A 16,394-nucleotide genomic window follows, 5' to 3' on the forward strand; every position below is an offset into this window, starting at 1 on the left:
ACCATGCCTAAGATGAAAACACATAGCAGCCTGAAAGGCCGCTTTAAAATTACCGGAACTGGTAAAGTAACACGTTACAAAGCTCACAAAAACCACTTGCTGTCCCACAAATCTAAACGCGCTAAGCGCGTTCTGAACGGTAATCCAGTAATGGCCCCTGGGGATGTAAGACGTTTGAAACAAGGATTGGCTAACTTGAAATAGTTTATCACACATTTTTGGGAGGTTTATTAATATGGCAAGAGTTAAGGGCGGATTTGTAGTTCGTCGTAGACATAAAAAAGTGTTGAAATTGGCAAAAGGTTATTTCGGTTCTAAACACCGCATTTTTAAAACAGCTAAAGAACAAGTAATGAAATCGATGGTTTACGCTTACCGTGACCGTCGTCAAACTAAACGTAACTTCCGCAGACTGTGGATCGTTCGTATTAATGCAGCAGCTCGTTTGAACGGTCTTTCTTACAGCAAACTTGTATACGGCCTGAAATTGGCTGGTGTAGAAGTTAACCGTAAGATGCTGGCTGATCTGGCTGTAAATGATCTTAACGCATTCAACTCCTTGGCTGGTATTGCTAAAGAGAAAATCAACGCGTAAGTGTTGTGACATAATAGAAAAGCACCGCCTGCGGGTTGCCCATGCAGCGGTGCTTTTTTGTGTGGTATGAAGTGTGCAGCATGGCGAGAGAATTCTCTGCCGCAATAAAAATGAGAATAAAACTCTGCTTTAGGCAGAGTTATTCCCAGTATTTTATTGTATTGAGCTCAGCAGCAAGTTTTTTACTGATGGTTCTTCTCACTTTGCGCAACTCAGAACGTTCATTTGCTGATTCGTTGATCAGTTTTTCTTCGTCGGTCTCTGGGATAATGGCAGGAACCGGAGTTGGAGTGCCATCCTCCTCGACTGCAACAAAGGTGAGAAATGAAGTGGCGGCGACGGCGCGCTCACCAGTGTATAAATTTTCTGAAATGATCTTTACAAATACCTCTATGCTTGTACGCCCAGTCCAAGAAACAAAGGATTCGAAGCATACGGAGTCTGTAGGTCGAATGGGTCTTAAGAAGTCAACAGAGTCTGTAGAGGCTGTGACGACATTGGCACGGCAATGGCGCATAGCTGAGATGGAGGCTACTTCGTCAATGCCGCTCATGAGCTTGCCGCCAAATAATGTCTTGTGATTATTAACATCATTAGGGAAAACACGTCCGGTTTTGAAAACGCGGGATTCACGGCAATATTTAAAAGCCGGCATCGTTTGTGGATTTTTTTCATCGGTCATATCTGATAACTTCCTTTCAATGCAAATACTAAGCAATCATAATAATAGAAAACACATAAGTGTGCAATAATATTTGTATTGTGTTGGAATACTATACAAAGATAAATAAGGTTTTCTAACATCATTCAAACATAATGATAACACGTCGTGTCATGGAAAGCGGTTACTTACGAAAAAGTACAAATAATTATTGACCTGAGGTCATTTATGGACTGGATTTTAGATTTTATTGCAGTTATAATTTGATCTATGGAATGTCCAAGTAGAACACAGATGACATCCAATATTTTAAGGGGGATCACATTCAATGAAAAAAGTCTTCAAACTATCTCTTGTAATGATGCTGGCATTAACAGTTGTTTTGGCTGGTTGTGGAAACAACAACGCTAAGAATGCTGCAAATGGCGAGACGAATGCAGGAACAAATGGCGGAACAAATGCCGCAAAATCTGATTTCAAATTTGGTATGGTTACTGACATCGGTGGCGTAAACGATAAATCGTTTAACCAATCCGCATGGGAAGCACTACAAGCTCTTGAAAAAGAAACAGGTTCTTCCGTTAAATATTTGCAAAGTAAATCCAATGCTGACTATGAGCCAAACCTTAACCAATTCGTTAAGGATGGCTATAACTTGACTTGGGGTATTGGTTTTGATCTTGGCGACGCAATTAAGAAAGTTGCTGGTGAGAACGCCAACGCTAACTTGGCAATTATCGATAGCGTAGTAGAGGCTCCTAACGTAGCATCCGTTACTTTCTCTGAGAATGAAGGTTCCTTCTTGGTTGGTGTGGTTGCTGGTTTGACTACAAAAACTAACAAAGTAGCTTTTATTGGCGGTATGGAAAGCCCGGTAATCAAACGTTTTGAAGTAGGATTCAAAGCTGGTGTTGCGGCAGTTAAACCTGATGCAAAAGTTACTATTACTTATGCAGGTGCATACGACAAACCGGATACTGGTAAATCCCTTGCAGCTACATTGTATAACGATGGTAATGACATCATCTTCCCTGCTGCTGGTGCAACAGGAAATGGCGTCTTCAACGAAGCTAAATCCCGTAACAAAGCTGGCGGTGCTAAAGTATGGGTTATCGGTGTAGACAAAGACCAATCCATTGAATTTGGTACAGACGTAACTTTGACTTCCATGATCAAACGTGTTGACGAAGCTGTTAAGAAGGTTTCCAAAGAAGTAATCGATGGTACTTTCAAAGGTGGTACTACAACTGTTCTTGGTTTGAAAGACAATGGTGTAGGTATCTCTGATACATCTAAAGTTAACGTTTCTGAAGAGATTTTGGCTAAAGTTGAAGATTTCAAAAAACAAATCATTGATGGAACAATTACAGTTCCTACCGAGTAAGATCTCCCTTTTATTTATCGGATCACAATAAGAAATAAGCAACAAGGAATAAGGCCGGTTATGCGCTGGCCTTATTCCTTGTTAAAGCACTGGTTATGATAAGTTAGACACAGTTATACCGTCTTGAAAAGGGCGGTACATCCGTGTCTACATGGTAGTTATATATTCTGTGATGAGGGTGATTCCATGAGTGCTGCGGCTCCTGTCGTAGAGTTGAAGCAAATCACAAAACGATTTCCCGGTATTGTTGCTAACGATTCCATTAGTTTGACGTTAAAGAAGGGTGAGATTCTTGCACTGCTTGGTGAGAATGGTGCAGGTAAATCAACCTTAATGAATATCGTTTTTGGATTGTATCAACCGGATGAAGGAAGTATTGAAATCGACGGGAAACCGGTTGTAATTGATAATCCCAATAAAGCGATCGAGCTTGGTATTGGTATGGTGCATCAGCATTTCAAGCTCGTGGAGCCTTTTACGGTTACCGAGAATATTGTTCTTGGGATGGAGCCGAAGAAAGGTCTTAAAATTGACTATAAATCCGCTGCGGAACAGGTTCGGAAGCTATCGGAGCAATATGGCCTGCAAGTGAATCCAAATGCCGTTATTCATGACATTTCTGTTGGTATGCAACAAAGGGTAGAAATTATGAAGACCCTGTACCGCGGAGCGGATATTCTCATATTTGATGAGCCGACTGCAGTACTTACGCCTCAAGAAATTACGGAATTGATGGCGATTATGAAGCGGCTTGTTGCAGAGGGAAAATCGATTATCCTGATTACGCATAAGCTTAAAGAAATTATGCAAATATCTGATCGGGTCACCATTATTAGACGAGGAAAAGTAATCGATACCGTAAATACCGCAGATACTAATCCGAATGAACTGGCTGAGAAGATGGTTGGACGCGGCGTAACCTTCAAGGTAGCTAAGAAGGCCCCTGAGGTTGGTGAAACTGTACTCGAGCTGAAGGATGTGAACAGTAAGAGTAAAGATGGTGTCTCGGTGCTCGACGGTCTTAGCTTTGATGTGAAAGCCGGAGAAATTCTCGGAATAGCCGGTGTAGATGGCAATGGACAGAGTGAACTGATTCAGGCCATTACGGGTCTGCGTAAAATTGATTCTGGTTCTATTCAGGTGTCCGGGAACGAGATTGCTAATTTATCCCCGCGCAAGATTACGGAGATGAATGTGTCTCATATTCCAGAAGACCGTCATAAGCATGGTTTGGTGCTTGACTTCTCAGTAAGTGAGAATATGGTTCTGGAAACTTACTATAAGAGTCCATATAACAAAAACGGCTTTATGCAAAATGATGTCATTGATAAGTATGCTGAAGGTCTTGTGGAGCAGTTTGATGTGCGTACACCTTCAATTCAGACCAAAGCACGTTCTTTATCCGGCGGAAATCAACAGAAAGCGATTATTGCTCGGGAAATAGATAAAGATCCGACATTACTTATTGCAGCGCAACCAACACGCGGTCTAGATGTTGGGGCTATCGAGTTTGTTCAAAAGCAGCTCATTGCACAGCGTGACCAAGGAAAAGCTGTATTGCTCATTTCGTTTGAATTGGACGAGATTATGAATGTATCAGACAGAATTGCTGTTATCTATGAAGGCAAAATTGTCGGTGAAGTGTTCCCGCAGGATACGAATGACCAGGAACTGGGTCTTATGATGGCAGGCAGCTTGAAGCGGGGAGGTAAGGCAGTTGAATAAGTTCAAAAAAATCTTCACAACTGACAGCTATATCGTTCCTCTTGTCGCCATCGTACTTGGTTTTCTTGTGGGAGCAATAGTTATGCTTATGGGTGGTTATGATCCGATAACTGCTTACTCCGCACTGTTCTCACGTGTATTTGGTAACTTGTACAACTTTGGTGAAGCCGTGCGCGAAATGACGCCATTAATGCTCACTGGTTTAGCCGTAGCCTTTGCATTTCGTTCAGGGATGTTTAATATCGGGGCAGATGGACAAGTGATGATTGGTATGACGGCTGCGACCGTGGTGGGTATTAAATTTGCAGCCTTGCCAGGATTCATCTTAGTTCCGCTTGCTGTTATTATAGCTGGGTTATGTGGAGGTCTGTGGGCTGGTATCGCCGGCTATTTGAAGGCTAAACGTGGGATTAATGAAGTTATTACCACAATCATGTTAAACTGGGTTGCTCTATACTTGTCGAATTATATTGTAAGAGCATTTCTATTACTTCCGGGACAGAATCGTTCCGAGGATATTCCAGCTTCTCTTTCTATGACATTCTTGAATTCGTTATTTGACAATGCACGTCTGCACTGGGGAACAGCTATCGCCCTTGCTGCAGCAGTATTCTTCTATGTCTACTTATGGAAGACTAAGCAAGGATATGAAATGCGTGCTGTTGGTTACAATCCTCATGCTGCCGAGTACGCAGGTATGAATGTTGGCCGTAACGTTGTAAAGGCAATGTTCATAAGCGGAGTGTTTGCAGGGTTGGCTGGAGCAGGAGAGGTACTGGGTGTATTCCATTATCAATCTGTGTTCGCGGCATCACCAGGATATGGATTTGATGGTATCGCAGTAGCTCTTCTTGGTTTAACACATCCACTTGGTGTTGTTCTAGCTGCGATTCTCTATGGTACGTTGACTTATGGTTCTGCGGGAATGAGTTTTGCTGCAGATGTTCCTCCGGAACTTATTCGTATCGTTATAGGTTCAATCATATTCTTTATTGCGGCACAAGGGATTGTACGCTGGGTGCTTAAGCCCTTTTACTTCAAGCGCAAGAAAGAGAAGGTGTTATAGATGGATCTGCAGACGTTAGGTCAACTGCTTAATACAACGCTTGTTTTTTCCACAGCGCTTATTTTTGCCTCACTTGGCGGCATCTTCTCTGAACGCTCTGGTGTCGTAAATATTGGACTTGAAGGTTTGATGATGTTTGGTGCGTTTGCAGCAGCAGTAGGTGGTTATTATGCTCAAGATGCAGGAATGGGTGAATGGGCTCCTTGGATTGGCGTACTATGTGCTATGGCCGTCGGAGTACTTGGTTCACTGATTCATGCGGTTGCATCTATTACCTTTAAATCAGATCAGACGATCAGTGGTACGGTTATTAACTTTTTAGCCGCAGGTAGTACACTTTACATGGTAAAGCTGCTATTTGATGGATCTGCTGAAACTCCGCTAATCGATGGATTTAACAAAGTTGCAATTCCTGGACTCTCCAAGATTCCAGTGATCGGTGAAGGGATATTCAATTCCTATCCGACCACTTATCTAGCCATCGTGCTGGTTATCGTTATTTATTTCGTTTTGTTTAAAACGCCATTTGGACTGCGTTTACGTGCAGTAGGTGAGCATCCTAGTGCTGCAGACACCTTAGGTGTCAAGGTTAACCGGATGAGATATATCGGTGTAATGCTTAGTGGATTGATGGCTGGTATCGGTGGCGCTACAATCACTCTAACTACAACCGGAACTTTTGGCCATAATACGATTTCTGGTCAAGGTTTTATCGCGATTGCAGCGATGATCTTTGGTAAATGGAATCCGCTCGGTGCCTTTGGTGCTGCGGTATTCTTCGGATTCTCCCAAGCGATTCGTAACTATGTTCAATTGTTTGAGTGGTCAAAAGATATCCCACAAGAGTTCATCTTTATGATCCCTTATGTATTGACAGTCATTGTGCTTGTAGCTGCTGTAGGTCGTTCCGCTGCTCCTAAGGCATTAGGTCAGCCTTACGATCCTGGTAAACGCTAGATCTTTTCGATTTTTTACTTATATCATTACGAAGCCGCATTTCCGGACTTTTTCCGGAAATGCGGCTTTTTTGGTTAGGGTCGATATGGATAAACATAAGAGGAGAGGGCAAGTGTACAGGCGAAGGTTCTTTTGTGCGAATAAACTGTATTGAAGATGGTGGAAATCAGAGGTTTGCAAAACTTTTTGGAGGGGATATTATGACTAAACCAGTTACGAAAAAGCAGGTTATGAGGCTCATTGGCAAACAGATCATCGCTATGAAAAAAGATGGCACACAGGTTACTGGAAAACTGCTTCGTGTATCAGGAAATCGTCTTATTTTGCAACGTGTAAGTGGTAAAAAAGTACAAACCAAAGCAATCATTCCATTAGTGTTGTTTGATTTGCTCGCCGTTGGTACTGCCCCTTATGCTTATGGTGGAGGTTATGGCGGTGGCTATGGCGGAGCTACACCTTATGGTGGCGGTTACGGATATGGAACTCCTTATGGAGGTTATGGGTACGGAGGCACACCATATCCACCTTTTGGATTCTTTTAAGTTCCGATAAGTGCTGCTTTGGCTAGGAGAATCGTTTCTCAAGCTCGTAACAAAAACTTAGCGATTGATAACGGGCTACGCTGTAGCCCAATTTTCGATAAAAGGCTAGCGCTGCTGCATTCCCTAGGTCGACGGATACCTTAGAACGATGACAACCGCGAGAAAGTGCAAATCTTTCTGCTCGATCCATGAGCATATTTCCCAAGTGTTTTCGCCGAGCATCTGGTGCAATGGCTAGCATATCGATGTAGAGTAAATCCCCATGCAACAAAAAATGGACAAACCCGTTTGGATCGCTTTCATAGTCGGGACAGGTGACAAGGGTGATTCCGTGTCCCAGACGACGGGGCAAATCCTTTTTGATTTTAGTGATTTCAGTTTGCGGCAGATGAGATAATGGAACGAGCTGTCGCTCGATTAAATCAAAAATAACAACGTCATCCTGCTTCGGTCGACGATAACGAATCATAGAGCGTCCCCTTTCCACGCATTGTCGTACATCATATGTTGGGAGAAGGGCAGGCGTTCCGAGAGGGTAGAAGCAGGAGTTGTGACAATTTTAAAAATATGGGTATTGACTATCCGTGTTAGGAATCATATAATGTGTCTAAACATTTTAACGAACATACATGTATCGGCAATGATGAGGACGAAGTTTTAAGGGCTCTTTTGCTCAGAGAGTGTGAGGATTTGCTGCAACCTCCACCGGAATCCCTTATATACGAGCTCACCTCGGAGCTGTTTCCCTGAAAGGTCCACTGGCTAGAGTGGTGGAATTATTAGGGGGAATCGTTTAGTCCGCGTTACGGACTTCAGGTTACAGAGATTAGGGCCCTTGCCTACATCGATGGATTTTTGTATACCTGATAAGGTGTTGCATCGCGAGATGTAATGCAAACATGGGTGGTACCACGGAAGATCAACCTTTCGTCCCTCACGCGCTAATACTGTGCGTGGGAGGCGGAAGGTTTTTTTGTTTTATAAATAACTATTTGCTGATGTATAGAGGACGGTCCGTCATTTGCATAATGAATGTTAAATATCGGAGGAGGAATACTGATGAGCGCGCAAATACCGGAATTACGGTCTACAGAGCAGCTAAAAGAAAAATGGATGGAGCCGGAAGTTATTACCGGTTCGGAAATACTACTCCGCAGCCTTGTATTGGAGGGTGTAGACACAGTATTCGGATATCCAGGTGGAGCTGTTTTGTACATCTATGATGCATTGTACGGTTTTACGGATTTCAATCACGTGTTAACACGTCATGAGCAAGGTGCGATTCATGCAGCTGACGGTTACGCTAGAGCAAGTGGCAAACCAGGGGTATGTATCGCAACCTCGGGTCCTGGCGCAACAAACCTTGTAACAGGTATTGCTACAGCATATATGGACTCTACTCCATTGGTCGTAATCACAGGTAATGTTTTCTCAAGCCTGATCGGTACAGATGCTTTCCAGGAAGCAGACATTACCGGAATCACGATGCCCATCACTAAGCACAGCTACTTTGTAAGAGATGTTGAGGATCTCCCTCGCGTCATACATGAAGCTTTCCATGTGGCGAATACCGGTCGTAAAGGTCCAGTATTGATTGATATACCGAAAGATGTGTCGGCTGCAAAGACATTGTTCACACCAGTGAAGACCGTAAATCTTCGTGGCTACAACCCTTGTACAGTTCCAAACAAACTGCAGCTTGATAAACTGGTTCGTGCGATTGAGGTTGCTGAACGTCCGATTATCATTGCAGGTGGTGGAGTTATCTACTCCGGAGCACATGAGGCTATGTTCGAATTCGTGAAACGGACAGAGATTCCAATAACTACAACCTTGCTGGGACTCGGAGCCTTCCCAAGTGCTGAAGAGCTTTGGATGGGAATGCCAGGGATGCATGGCACATATACCGCAAATAATGCAATTCAGCAATGCGATTTGCTCATTAATATTGGTGCTCGCTTTGATGACCGTGTTACGGGTAGGCTGGACGGCTTCGCGCCAAAAGCCAAGATCGTGCATATCGATATCGACCCTGCAGAAATAGGAAAGAATGTATCACCTGATATTCCGATTGTAGGAGATGTGAAAACTGTACTGGAAATGCTGATTCCTGAGGTTGGGCGTGCATCTAAGGCTGATGCTTGGAGAACGCATATCGCGCAGTCAAAGCTTGATCAGCCACTTCGGTATAAAGATTCGGAGACCGAGCTTAAACCACAATGGGTTATTGAAATGATTAATGACACCACTAATGGGGAAGCGATTGTTACTACGGACGTTGGCCAGCATCAAATGTGGGCAGCACAATATTACAAGTTCAATCATCCGCGCTCATGGATTACTTCAGGTGGTCTTGGAACGATGGGCTTCGGATTCCCATCAGCTATCGGTGCGCAAATGGCACATCCTGAACGGTTGGTAGTATCGATTAACGGGGATGGCGGTATGCAAATGTGTTCCCAAGAGCTGGCGATTTGTGCGATTAACAATATACCTGTCAAAATCGTTGTTATTAATAACCAAGTGCTTGGAATGGTTCGCCAATGGCAGAATCTTATCTATGACAAACGTTATAGCTATACAGACCTTGCAGGTAGTCCGGATTTCGTTAAGCTTGCTGAGGCCTATGGTGTGAAAGGACTACGTGCGACGAATAAGGAAGAAGCACGTGATGCATGGCAGAAAGCTCTGGAAACACCGGGTCCAGTATTGGTAGAATTCGTTGTTCCAAAAGACGAGAATGTCTACCCGATGGTAACTCAAGGTTCAACCATCGATCATATGCTGATGGGGGATGAATAACAGTGACAAGACATACGATTTCTGTACTCGTAAATGACCAGCCAGGTGTGCTTCAGCGGGTGTCAGGCTTGTTCGGTCGCCGCGGATTTAATATTGAGAGTATTACAGTAGGTCAGTCCGAAGAGGTTGGATTATCCCGGATGGTTATCGTTACTCTTGGCGACCAGCATACCCTTGAACAAATTGAGAAGCAGCTCTATAAGCTAATTGATGTTATCAAAGTCGTTGATCTTGGAGCTAAGCCAATGGTTGCACGCGAGCTCGCTCTCATTAAAGTGAATGCTGATCCAAGTGAGCGTCCGGAAATTTTGGGTGTAGTTGAGACTTTCCGTGCTTCAGTGGTTGATATCGGCAGCACCACTATACTGGTGCAAGTAGTTGGGGAGACACAGAAAATTGATGCAATGATCGAGCTTTTGAAACCTTATGGAATTAGAGAGCTTTCTCGCACAGGTGTTACGGCTATGGTACGTGGTAACTCTTAAGTATTATATTTTACGACTTTAATGGATTACTGCTTGATTGCATTAATCTGATATGATATGAATGAACTTCCCGCTAAAGAGCGGGAGCTTGAAGAGGAGCTTGATAAGGTATGAATCCAGTTCTCTTGAAGCACCCGCTCTTTATGATGGGTCTCAAATTAAAGGAGGATATTGACAATGGCAGTTACAACGTACTATGAACAGGATGCAGAACTTAGTGTATTAAAAGGAAAGACAATTGCGGTAATAGGGTACGGTAGCCAAGGACATGCCCAAGCACAGAATCTTCGTGACAGTGGTCTTCAAGTTGTCATCGGTCTTCGTGAAGGTAAATCTTTCGAAACTGCAAAAAATGACGGTTTTGAAGTATTGCCAGTAGCTGAAGCAGTATCCCGTGCAGATGTTGTGCAAATCTTAATGCCAGACGAAACTCAAGCATCCGTATATAAAAATGAAGTGGAACCAAACCTTAAAAAAGGCGCAGCTTTGTTGTTCTCCCACGGCTTTAACGTACACTTTGGACAAATCGTTGCTCCTAAAGATGCGGACGTGCTGCTCGTAGCACCAAAATCTCCAGGTCACATGGTTCGTCGTACTTATGTTGAAGGCTTTGGCGTTCCTGGCTTGATTGCTATCGAACAAGATGCAACTGGAAAAGCTAAAGAAATCGGTCTTGCTTATGCAAAAGGAATCGGCTGTACACGTGCAGGGGTTATCGAAACTTCTTTCCGTGAAGAAACCGAAACTGACTTGTTCGGTGAGCAAGCTGTACTTTGCGGTGGCGTATCTGCACTGATCAAAGCTGGATTCGAAACATTGACTGAAGCAGGTTATGCTCCTGAAATGGCTTACTTCGAATGTCTGCATGAACTGAAGCTGATCGTTGACATGGTATATGAAGGCGGATTGTCCAGCATGCGTGATTCCATCAGTAACACAGCTGAATACGGTGACTATGTAACTGGTCCTCGCATTGTAACTGAAGATACTAAAAAAGCAATGAAAGCTGTACTGACGGATATCCAAGAAGGTAAATTCGCTCGCGACTTCATCCTTGAGAACCAATCCGGACGTGCTTTCCTTACAGCTACTCGTCGCAACGAAGCTGCTCACCCAGTTGAAGTTGTAGGTAGCCAATTGCGTGAAATGATGCACTGGATTAAGAAGTAATCATATATACTTATGATTAAATAGTGTGACCTTCAAATGCGGCCGTGACTATGCGAGCCGCATTTGAGGGTTTTAGCACAATCTTTGGGAGGTGCTTTGCATGCGGAAAATTTATGTGTTCGATACGACGCTGCGAGACGGAGAGCAGTCGCCGGGTGTGAACCTTAACACGCGTGAAAAAGTAGAGATCGCCTACCAGCTGGAAAAGCTGGGGATTGACCGCATGGAAGCGGGCTTTCCTGCTGCTTCACCAGGTGACCTGGCTTCGGTAAATGCAGTTGCAAGAGCAGTAAAGAACGTCACCGTAATCGGTCTTTCTCGTTCTAGAGAGACAGATATTGATGCAGTAAAAGAAGCATTGCAGGGGGCACAGGACCCTTGCATTCATATTTTTCTAGCCACATCTCCTATTCACCGCCAGCATAAGCTACGGATGGATAAAGCTCAGGTGCTGGAAACTGCACAATCTGCTATCCGATATGCCAAGAAATATTTCCCTAAACTTGAGTTTTCGTTAGAAGACGCAGGTCGTACAGAGTATGATTTCATGGCTGAAATGGTCGGAATGGCTATCCGAGAAGGCGCTAATGTTGTTAATATCCCGGATACTGTAGGTTATCTGAATCCTTCTGAATATGGAGCTATTTTTAAATACTTAAAAGAAAATGTGCCTGATATTGAACGTGTACAGCTTAGTGCTCATTGTCATAACGACCTTGGCATGGCTACGGCCAATACGCTAGCCGCGATTCAGAATGGTGCAGATCAGATTGAAGGAACGATTAACGGTATTGGTGAACGTGCTGGAAACACAGCGATTGAAGAAGTGGCATTGGCGCTGGAGACACGTGCTGAATTTTTTGGCGCAAAAACTTCTTTAACGTTATCCGAAATTTCTCGTACAAGTCGTTTGGTCAGCAAGTTGACAGGTATGGTAGTCCCAGGGAATAAGGCGATTGTAGGAGCTAATGCATTTGCTCATGAATCGGGTATTCACCAGGACGGAATGCTGAAAGAGAAAACCACTTATGAGATCATGACACCGGAGACCATCGGACTTAAAGAGAGCAAGCTGGTACTTGGTAAGCACTCTGGACGCCATGCTTTCCGCGATAAGTTAAGTGATCTAGGATATGATGTATCCGAAGCGGAGCTTAATACGGCTTTTTCAAGATTCAAGGATTTGGCGGATAAGAAAAAAGAAGTGTCTGATGAAGATATTTTGGCATTGATTGAAGAGAAACTAATCGATACGCCAGAAATCTTTAAGCTGCAGACGATCTTTGTTACTTACGGCAATAAAGCTGTTCCAGCCGCCAAGGTGATTATCGATGGTCCGGAAGCGGAGCCTATTGTAGCAGAGGCAGAAGGTAATGGTTCGGTAGATGCCATCTACAATGCTATTGATAAAGCCACGGGTGAGGAAGTTACCCTTGGGGATTATTCCATTAAATCCGTCTCCCGTGGTAAAGATGCACAGGGTGAGGTTCATGTAGTACTGTCGCAGGGTGAAGTCGCTGCACAGGGCCGTGGCCTTAGCACCGATATTCTAGAGGCGAGTGCCCGCGCTTATATCGATGCACTTAACAAGCTTCTGGAGAAGCGTAAAACTTACACCAAACGTGATCACGCTAGTCTATAAGTTAAAATTATTGTGCATAAATTTATAATTACTTAGATGAAGCCCTGACAGTGAGTTCGCTGTCAGGATTTTTTTTGCTCCAAAATAATGCTGATTTATCGAATTCTGACGAAATTTCAGATCTGTTCAGAAATTGTTCATGTCGGTAACTTACAATCGAAGGGAGATTGTTGAAGTACTAGCAGAACAAACAACTTAGAAAAAGTCGAGTAAGTACTTTTATAGGAAGAAGGAGGTCTTTCGTTTTATGTGGAAAAAGAGAATTGGTTTATGGATGGTAGTAATACTTCTTGGTACACAGTTTTTCAATGCTTTTGGTTTCGATTCTCAGGTAAGAGCAGAGGCGATTGAGAAAAGTACTAATATCATTACAAGTGTGACGATGTCTGTATATGAGAATGGGGTACAGGTCACAGATTCTGTTTACAAGTTGAGCTCCACTGTGAAGTTGAACTATAATTGGTCGGTTCCAGACGGAAATAATTACGCTGCAGGTGATACTTTTACATTTGAACTACCAGAGGGGTTTGTGCTCGAGAAAGACTTTTTGAATAAAAAGATTATGATTGACGGCGAAGTGCTGGGGCATTACGACATTATTAAAGGGAACCCTAACAAAGTTATCTTAACATTCACCGGTGAAGTCGGAGAATATTTCGATGTTAAAGGTGCAATTGAAGTGGAGACTCGTTTCGACACAACGAAGTTTACGGACACTGTCCCCCATACGATTAAGTTTCCGATAAATGGAGGTGCAGAGCAAGAGATTACAGTCCGATTTAAACCTGAGGTTAAATCTACTATTGAGAAAAATGGAGTTGCGGTAGGCACTAATCAAGGGAATTTTAATGCCAAACAGATAAAATGGACTGTTGATGTAAACAAGGTTATGGATAGTGTATATGGAGCAGTTGTAACTGATGTAATCCCTACGGGTTTAGCTTTAACTAATATAAGTGATGTTAAGGTCAGTAAACTTAATGTAGCGTTAAGCGGCGGTGCTGTATCGCCGGGTGCTCCTTTAAACAATAGTCAATATTCTGCAAGTCTAGTGGGGAACACCTTAGAGGTGAAGTTTATTACTCCTGATAGTATTACACCAATTACGGAAGCATACCGTATTGAATACGTTACGGATGTTATTGATGATACTAAAATCACTTTTGTAAATACGGCAACTTTTAAGGGTACTAATACAGGGCCTTTTTCAGATGATGCAAGTGTATCTATTGAGCGTGGAGTATTATTGAAGAAATTTGATCTCGATTATAAATCCGTGACACAGGACACTTATTGGGCGATTAATTATAATTACGGGGAGCGTTCAATCTCTAAAGCAGATGCCAAATTGAGTGATTATTATTCGGACTCTCAAGTGTTTGTACCTGGCTCTATGAAGGTATTTAAAGTAGATTTCACTAAATCCAAAGATAATCCTGATAAAGTGTTAGTGAATGACTACACAGTATCTGAGAATACTTTAACTCCGAAAGCAGGGCTGAAAAATTTCGAATTATCATTTAATAATAATATTTCGAATGCTTACAGAATTGAGTATCAGACCCGGGCGATTGATCGGATCGAAAAGGCAACAAAGGTTGAGAATACAGTCACTACTGTAGTTAATGATGTTTATAAGGGCACTGCGGACAGGACACTTAATCAAGATATTATCTCCAAGTGGGTTGGACAGGCTAACTATGCTGATAAAACTGTGAGCTGGACGATAAAAATTAATAGTGATAAAAAAGTCATGGATAATGTAGCGATTAAGGATATCTTCCCTAACAAAGGTTTGGAATTTACTAAAGTTGGTTTTGTTATTAAAGATGATACTGGTAAAATAGTGGACCCCTCCTTGTATACTCTTGATGATTCAAAACCTACAGAAGGTTTTACCATAAAATTCAAATCACCTATTGATAAGACTTATACGATTGCTTATAAAACGTATTTCAATAATGATTGGCTGAAGAATAGTAATGGGACTGTATATGATTGGGTTAAGAATGAAGTGAAATTTTTGAACAGAGCTACTATTGAATGGAATGACCCGTCCAAACCTACAGATACGAAAACTATCACTGTTGAGAGTACATTCGATCCTGATTCAAGAGTGAAGGATAATGGTTACAAAAACGGTTCCTATGACGCTCAAACCAAGGAGATTGCTTGGGAAATAGGGATTAACTACAACAGCAAAGAGCTTGATAAGGCTGTGCTTGTTGATACCTTAGAAGATAAACAACAGTTGATCGAGGAATCAATAAAAGTTTATGAGCTTTCGATTGAAAGCAGTGGTAACCCTAAAGTAGGAAAAGAAGTTACTGTTACTAGTAGCTCCAATCCCAAACTATATTCTGTAGATTACAATAAAACGACTAAATTGTTGAAAATAAGCTTTAATGATAAAATCGCTAAACCTTATTTGATAAAATTCACCACCAGCTTAAAAGATCAAGTGGTTGAGAATGAAAAGATTAAGAATACAGCGAAGCTGTCTGACAATGGTGTGCCTGTATCCAAAGATTTGAAAAGTGAAGTTAACATACCATACGGCGGTAAAAACGATCAGTATGTTACCAAGACAGGGGTTCAGGATCCTAAAAATGAGACAAAGCTTAATTGGACTTTAAAGATCAACTATAATCAATCTCTTGTGGAAGATGCACAAATCACGGATAATCCGGACGCTAATCAGATGTTCTTGCCGGAGTCATTCCGTTTGCTGCCGACAACTATTTCTGCGAAAGGTGAGGTTAGTGAATCAGGTCCAGCACTTACACAAGGAGCGGACAAGGATTATACTCTTGAATTTTCAAAAGATGACAAGACAGGTGCAGAACAATTCATTTTGAAGTTCAATCACACGATTGAGAAGCCTTTTATTTTGAAGTATGATTCCATAATTTTAGAGGCAAAAAATAATGGGAAGATTAGTAACTCCGTTAAATTTAGTGGTAATGGATCCCAAATAGGAACTCAATCCAAAGATTCAAGTGTAACTGTAGTATTTTCGGATTCCAGTGGCATTGGACAAGGGACTAGAAAAGAATTAGCTGTCAAGAAAGTAGATGCAGCAGATAATAGTAAAGTTCTTGAAGGAGCTATCTTCAATTTATATCGCGTGTCTGGATCGGAAGAGGTTTTATTTAGCACATCTATTCCGACAGATAAAGACGGTAAAACAGTATTTAAAGATCTCCGGCCTGGTAAATACTTCTTGCAAGAAAAAACGGCACCTATTGGATATATCAAGGATTCAAATAAATATGAGGTTAAATTTAGTTCAACAACAGTTACAGATATGACTGTAACGAATCAAAAGATAGTGACGCCAACAACAGCACCAACAACAGCACCAA

The 16,394-nt window shown here is 42.4% G+C and carries 14 protein-coding genes; 12 read left to right on the forward strand and 2 right to left on the reverse strand.

What is annotated here, in order from left to right; translation table 11 throughout:
* The first annotated feature begins 3 nt into the window (after positions 1-3).
* Together rpmI and rplT are read left to right on the forward strand one after the other, a co-directional pair.
* Entirely contained in the window at positions 4-204 is a 201-nt protein-coding gene (rpmI, locus tag CA598_RS13070; RefSeq protein WP_036679507.1) for a 50S ribosomal protein L35, read from the forward strand.
* Between the two features lie 31 nt (positions 205-235).
* Positions 236-595, forward strand: a complete 360-nt coding sequence (rplT, locus tag CA598_RS13075) for a 50S ribosomal protein L20 (RefSeq protein ID WP_042125073.1) — start codon at positions 236-238, stop codon at positions 593-595.
* Positions 596-734: 139 nt separating this feature from the next.
* Here the strand turns inward: rplT and CA598_RS13080 are convergent, their stop codons facing one another.
* Positions 735-1,277, reverse strand: a complete 543-nt coding sequence (locus CA598_RS13080) for an acyl-CoA thioesterase (protein ID WP_256989794.1) — start codon at positions 1,275-1,277, stop codon at positions 735-737.
* Between the two features lie 307 nt (positions 1,278-1,584).
* Here CA598_RS13080 and CA598_RS13085 point away from each other — a divergent pair, with 307 nt between their 5' ends.
* The 5 genes from CA598_RS13085 (at position 1,585) to CA598_RS13105 (ending at position 6,930) form a co-directional block, all read left to right on the forward strand.
* The gene (locus tag CA598_RS13085; RefSeq protein WP_094869938.1) at positions 1,585-2,640 is read left to right on the forward strand and encodes a BMP family lipoprotein; all 1,056 of its coding nucleotides are present in this window, start codon (positions 1,585-1,587) and stop codon (positions 2,638-2,640) included.
* 186 nt (positions 2,641-2,826) lie between these two features.
* The gene (locus tag CA598_RS13090; RefSeq protein WP_094869939.1) at positions 2,827-4,365 is read left to right on the forward strand and encodes an ABC transporter ATP-binding protein; all 1,539 of its coding nucleotides are present in this window, start codon (positions 2,827-2,829) and stop codon (positions 4,363-4,365) included.
* Positions 4,358-5,431: an ABC transporter permease gene (locus CA598_RS13095; RefSeq protein WP_042125082.1), complete on the forward strand. Its 1,074-nt coding sequence runs from the start codon at positions 4,358-4,360 to the stop codon at positions 5,429-5,431. Before CA598_RS13090 ends, CA598_RS13095 begins: the two co-directional genes overlap by 8 nt.
* Positions 5,432-6,388 (forward strand): ABC transporter permease, encoded by a 957-nt coding sequence (locus CA598_RS13100; RefSeq protein WP_094876782.1) that lies wholly within the window; start codon positions 5,432-5,434, stop codon positions 6,386-6,388.
* A gap of 200 nt (positions 6,389-6,588) precedes the next feature.
* Positions 6,589-6,930: a hypothetical protein gene (locus tag CA598_RS13105; protein ID WP_094876783.1), complete on the forward strand. Its 342-nt coding sequence runs from the start codon at positions 6,589-6,591 to the stop codon at positions 6,928-6,930.
* Between the two features lie 22 nt (positions 6,931-6,952).
* Here CA598_RS13105 and CA598_RS13110 read toward each other — a convergent pair whose 3' ends face one another.
* A complete protein-coding gene (locus CA598_RS13110; protein ID WP_042125089.1) occupies positions 6,953-7,399 on the reverse strand; it encodes a GNAT family N-acetyltransferase in 447 nt (148 codons plus the stop codon).
* 590 nt (positions 7,400-7,989) lie between these two features.
* Between CA598_RS13110 and ilvB the strand changes: the two genes are divergently transcribed.
* From ilvB to CA598_RS13135, 5 genes are all read left to right on the forward strand, one after another.
* A complete protein-coding gene (gene ilvB, locus CA598_RS13115) occupies positions 7,990-9,732 on the forward strand; it encodes a biosynthetic-type acetolactate synthase large subunit (RefSeq protein ID WP_042125091.1) in 1,743 nt (580 codons plus the stop codon).
* Positions 9,729-10,217 (forward strand): acetolactate synthase small subunit, encoded by a 489-nt coding sequence (ilvN, locus tag CA598_RS13120; protein ID WP_170880323.1) that lies wholly within the window; start codon positions 9,729-9,731, stop codon positions 10,215-10,217. The genes ilvB and ilvN overlap by 4 nt, the downstream gene beginning before the upstream one ends.
* A 177-nt stretch (positions 10,218-10,394) precedes the next feature.
* Complete coding sequence (ilvC, locus tag CA598_RS13125) at positions 10,395-11,387, forward strand: ketol-acid reductoisomerase (RefSeq protein ID WP_094876784.1); 993 nt, start codon at positions 10,395-10,397, stop codon at positions 11,385-11,387.
* 100 nt (positions 11,388-11,487) lie between these two features.
* Positions 11,488-13,029 (forward strand): 2-isopropylmalate synthase, encoded by a 1,542-nt coding sequence (locus CA598_RS13130; RefSeq protein ID WP_094876785.1) that lies wholly within the window; start codon positions 11,488-11,490, stop codon positions 13,027-13,029.
* A 247-nt stretch (positions 13,030-13,276) separates the two neighbouring features.
* The coding region (locus CA598_RS13135) for a collagen binding domain-containing protein (protein WP_094876786.1) at positions 13,277-16,394 on the forward strand (3,118 nt) is incomplete at its 3' end.

Origin of the sequence: Paenibacillus sp. VTT E-133291 (genome assembly GCF_002264395.1) — a bacterium.
Lineage (GTDB): Bacteria > Bacillota > Bacilli > Paenibacillales > Paenibacillaceae > Paenibacillus_AQ > Paenibacillus_AQ nitricinens.

Coding starts and splice junctions, on each gene's coding strand:
- rpmI (WP_036679507.1), top strand. CDS start 4: ATGCCTAAGATGAAAACACATAGCAGCCTGAAAGGCCGCTTTAAAATT.
- rplT (WP_042125073.1), top strand. CDS start 236: ATGGCAAGAGTTAAGGGCGGATTTGTAGTTCGTCGTAGACATAAAAAA.
- CA598_RS13080 (WP_256989794.1), bottom strand. CDS start 1,277: ATGACCGATGAAAAAAATCCACAAACGATGCCGGCTTTTAAATATTGC.
- CA598_RS13085 (WP_094869938.1), top strand. CDS start 1,585: ATGAAAAAAGTCTTCAAACTATCTCTTGTAATGATGCTGGCATTAACA.
- CA598_RS13090 (WP_094869939.1), top strand. CDS start 2,827: ATGAGTGCTGCGGCTCCTGTCGTAGAGTTGAAGCAAATCACAAAACGA.
- CA598_RS13100 (WP_094876782.1), top strand. CDS start 5,432: ATGGATCTGCAGACGTTAGGTCAACTGCTTAATACAACGCTTGTTTTT.
- CA598_RS13105 (WP_094876783.1), top strand. CDS start 6,589: ATGACTAAACCAGTTACGAAAAAGCAGGTTATGAGGCTCATTGGCAAA.
- CA598_RS13110 (WP_042125089.1), bottom strand. CDS start 7,399: ATGATTCGTTATCGTCGACCGAAGCAGGATGACGTTGTTATTTTTGAT.
- ilvB (WP_042125091.1), top strand. CDS start 7,990: ATGAGCGCGCAAATACCGGAATTACGGTCTACAGAGCAGCTAAAAGAA.
- ilvC (WP_094876784.1), top strand. CDS start 10,395: ATGGCAGTTACAACGTACTATGAACAGGATGCAGAACTTAGTGTATTA.
- CA598_RS13130 (WP_094876785.1), top strand. CDS start 11,488: ATGCGGAAAATTTATGTGTTCGATACGACGCTGCGAGACGGAGAGCAG.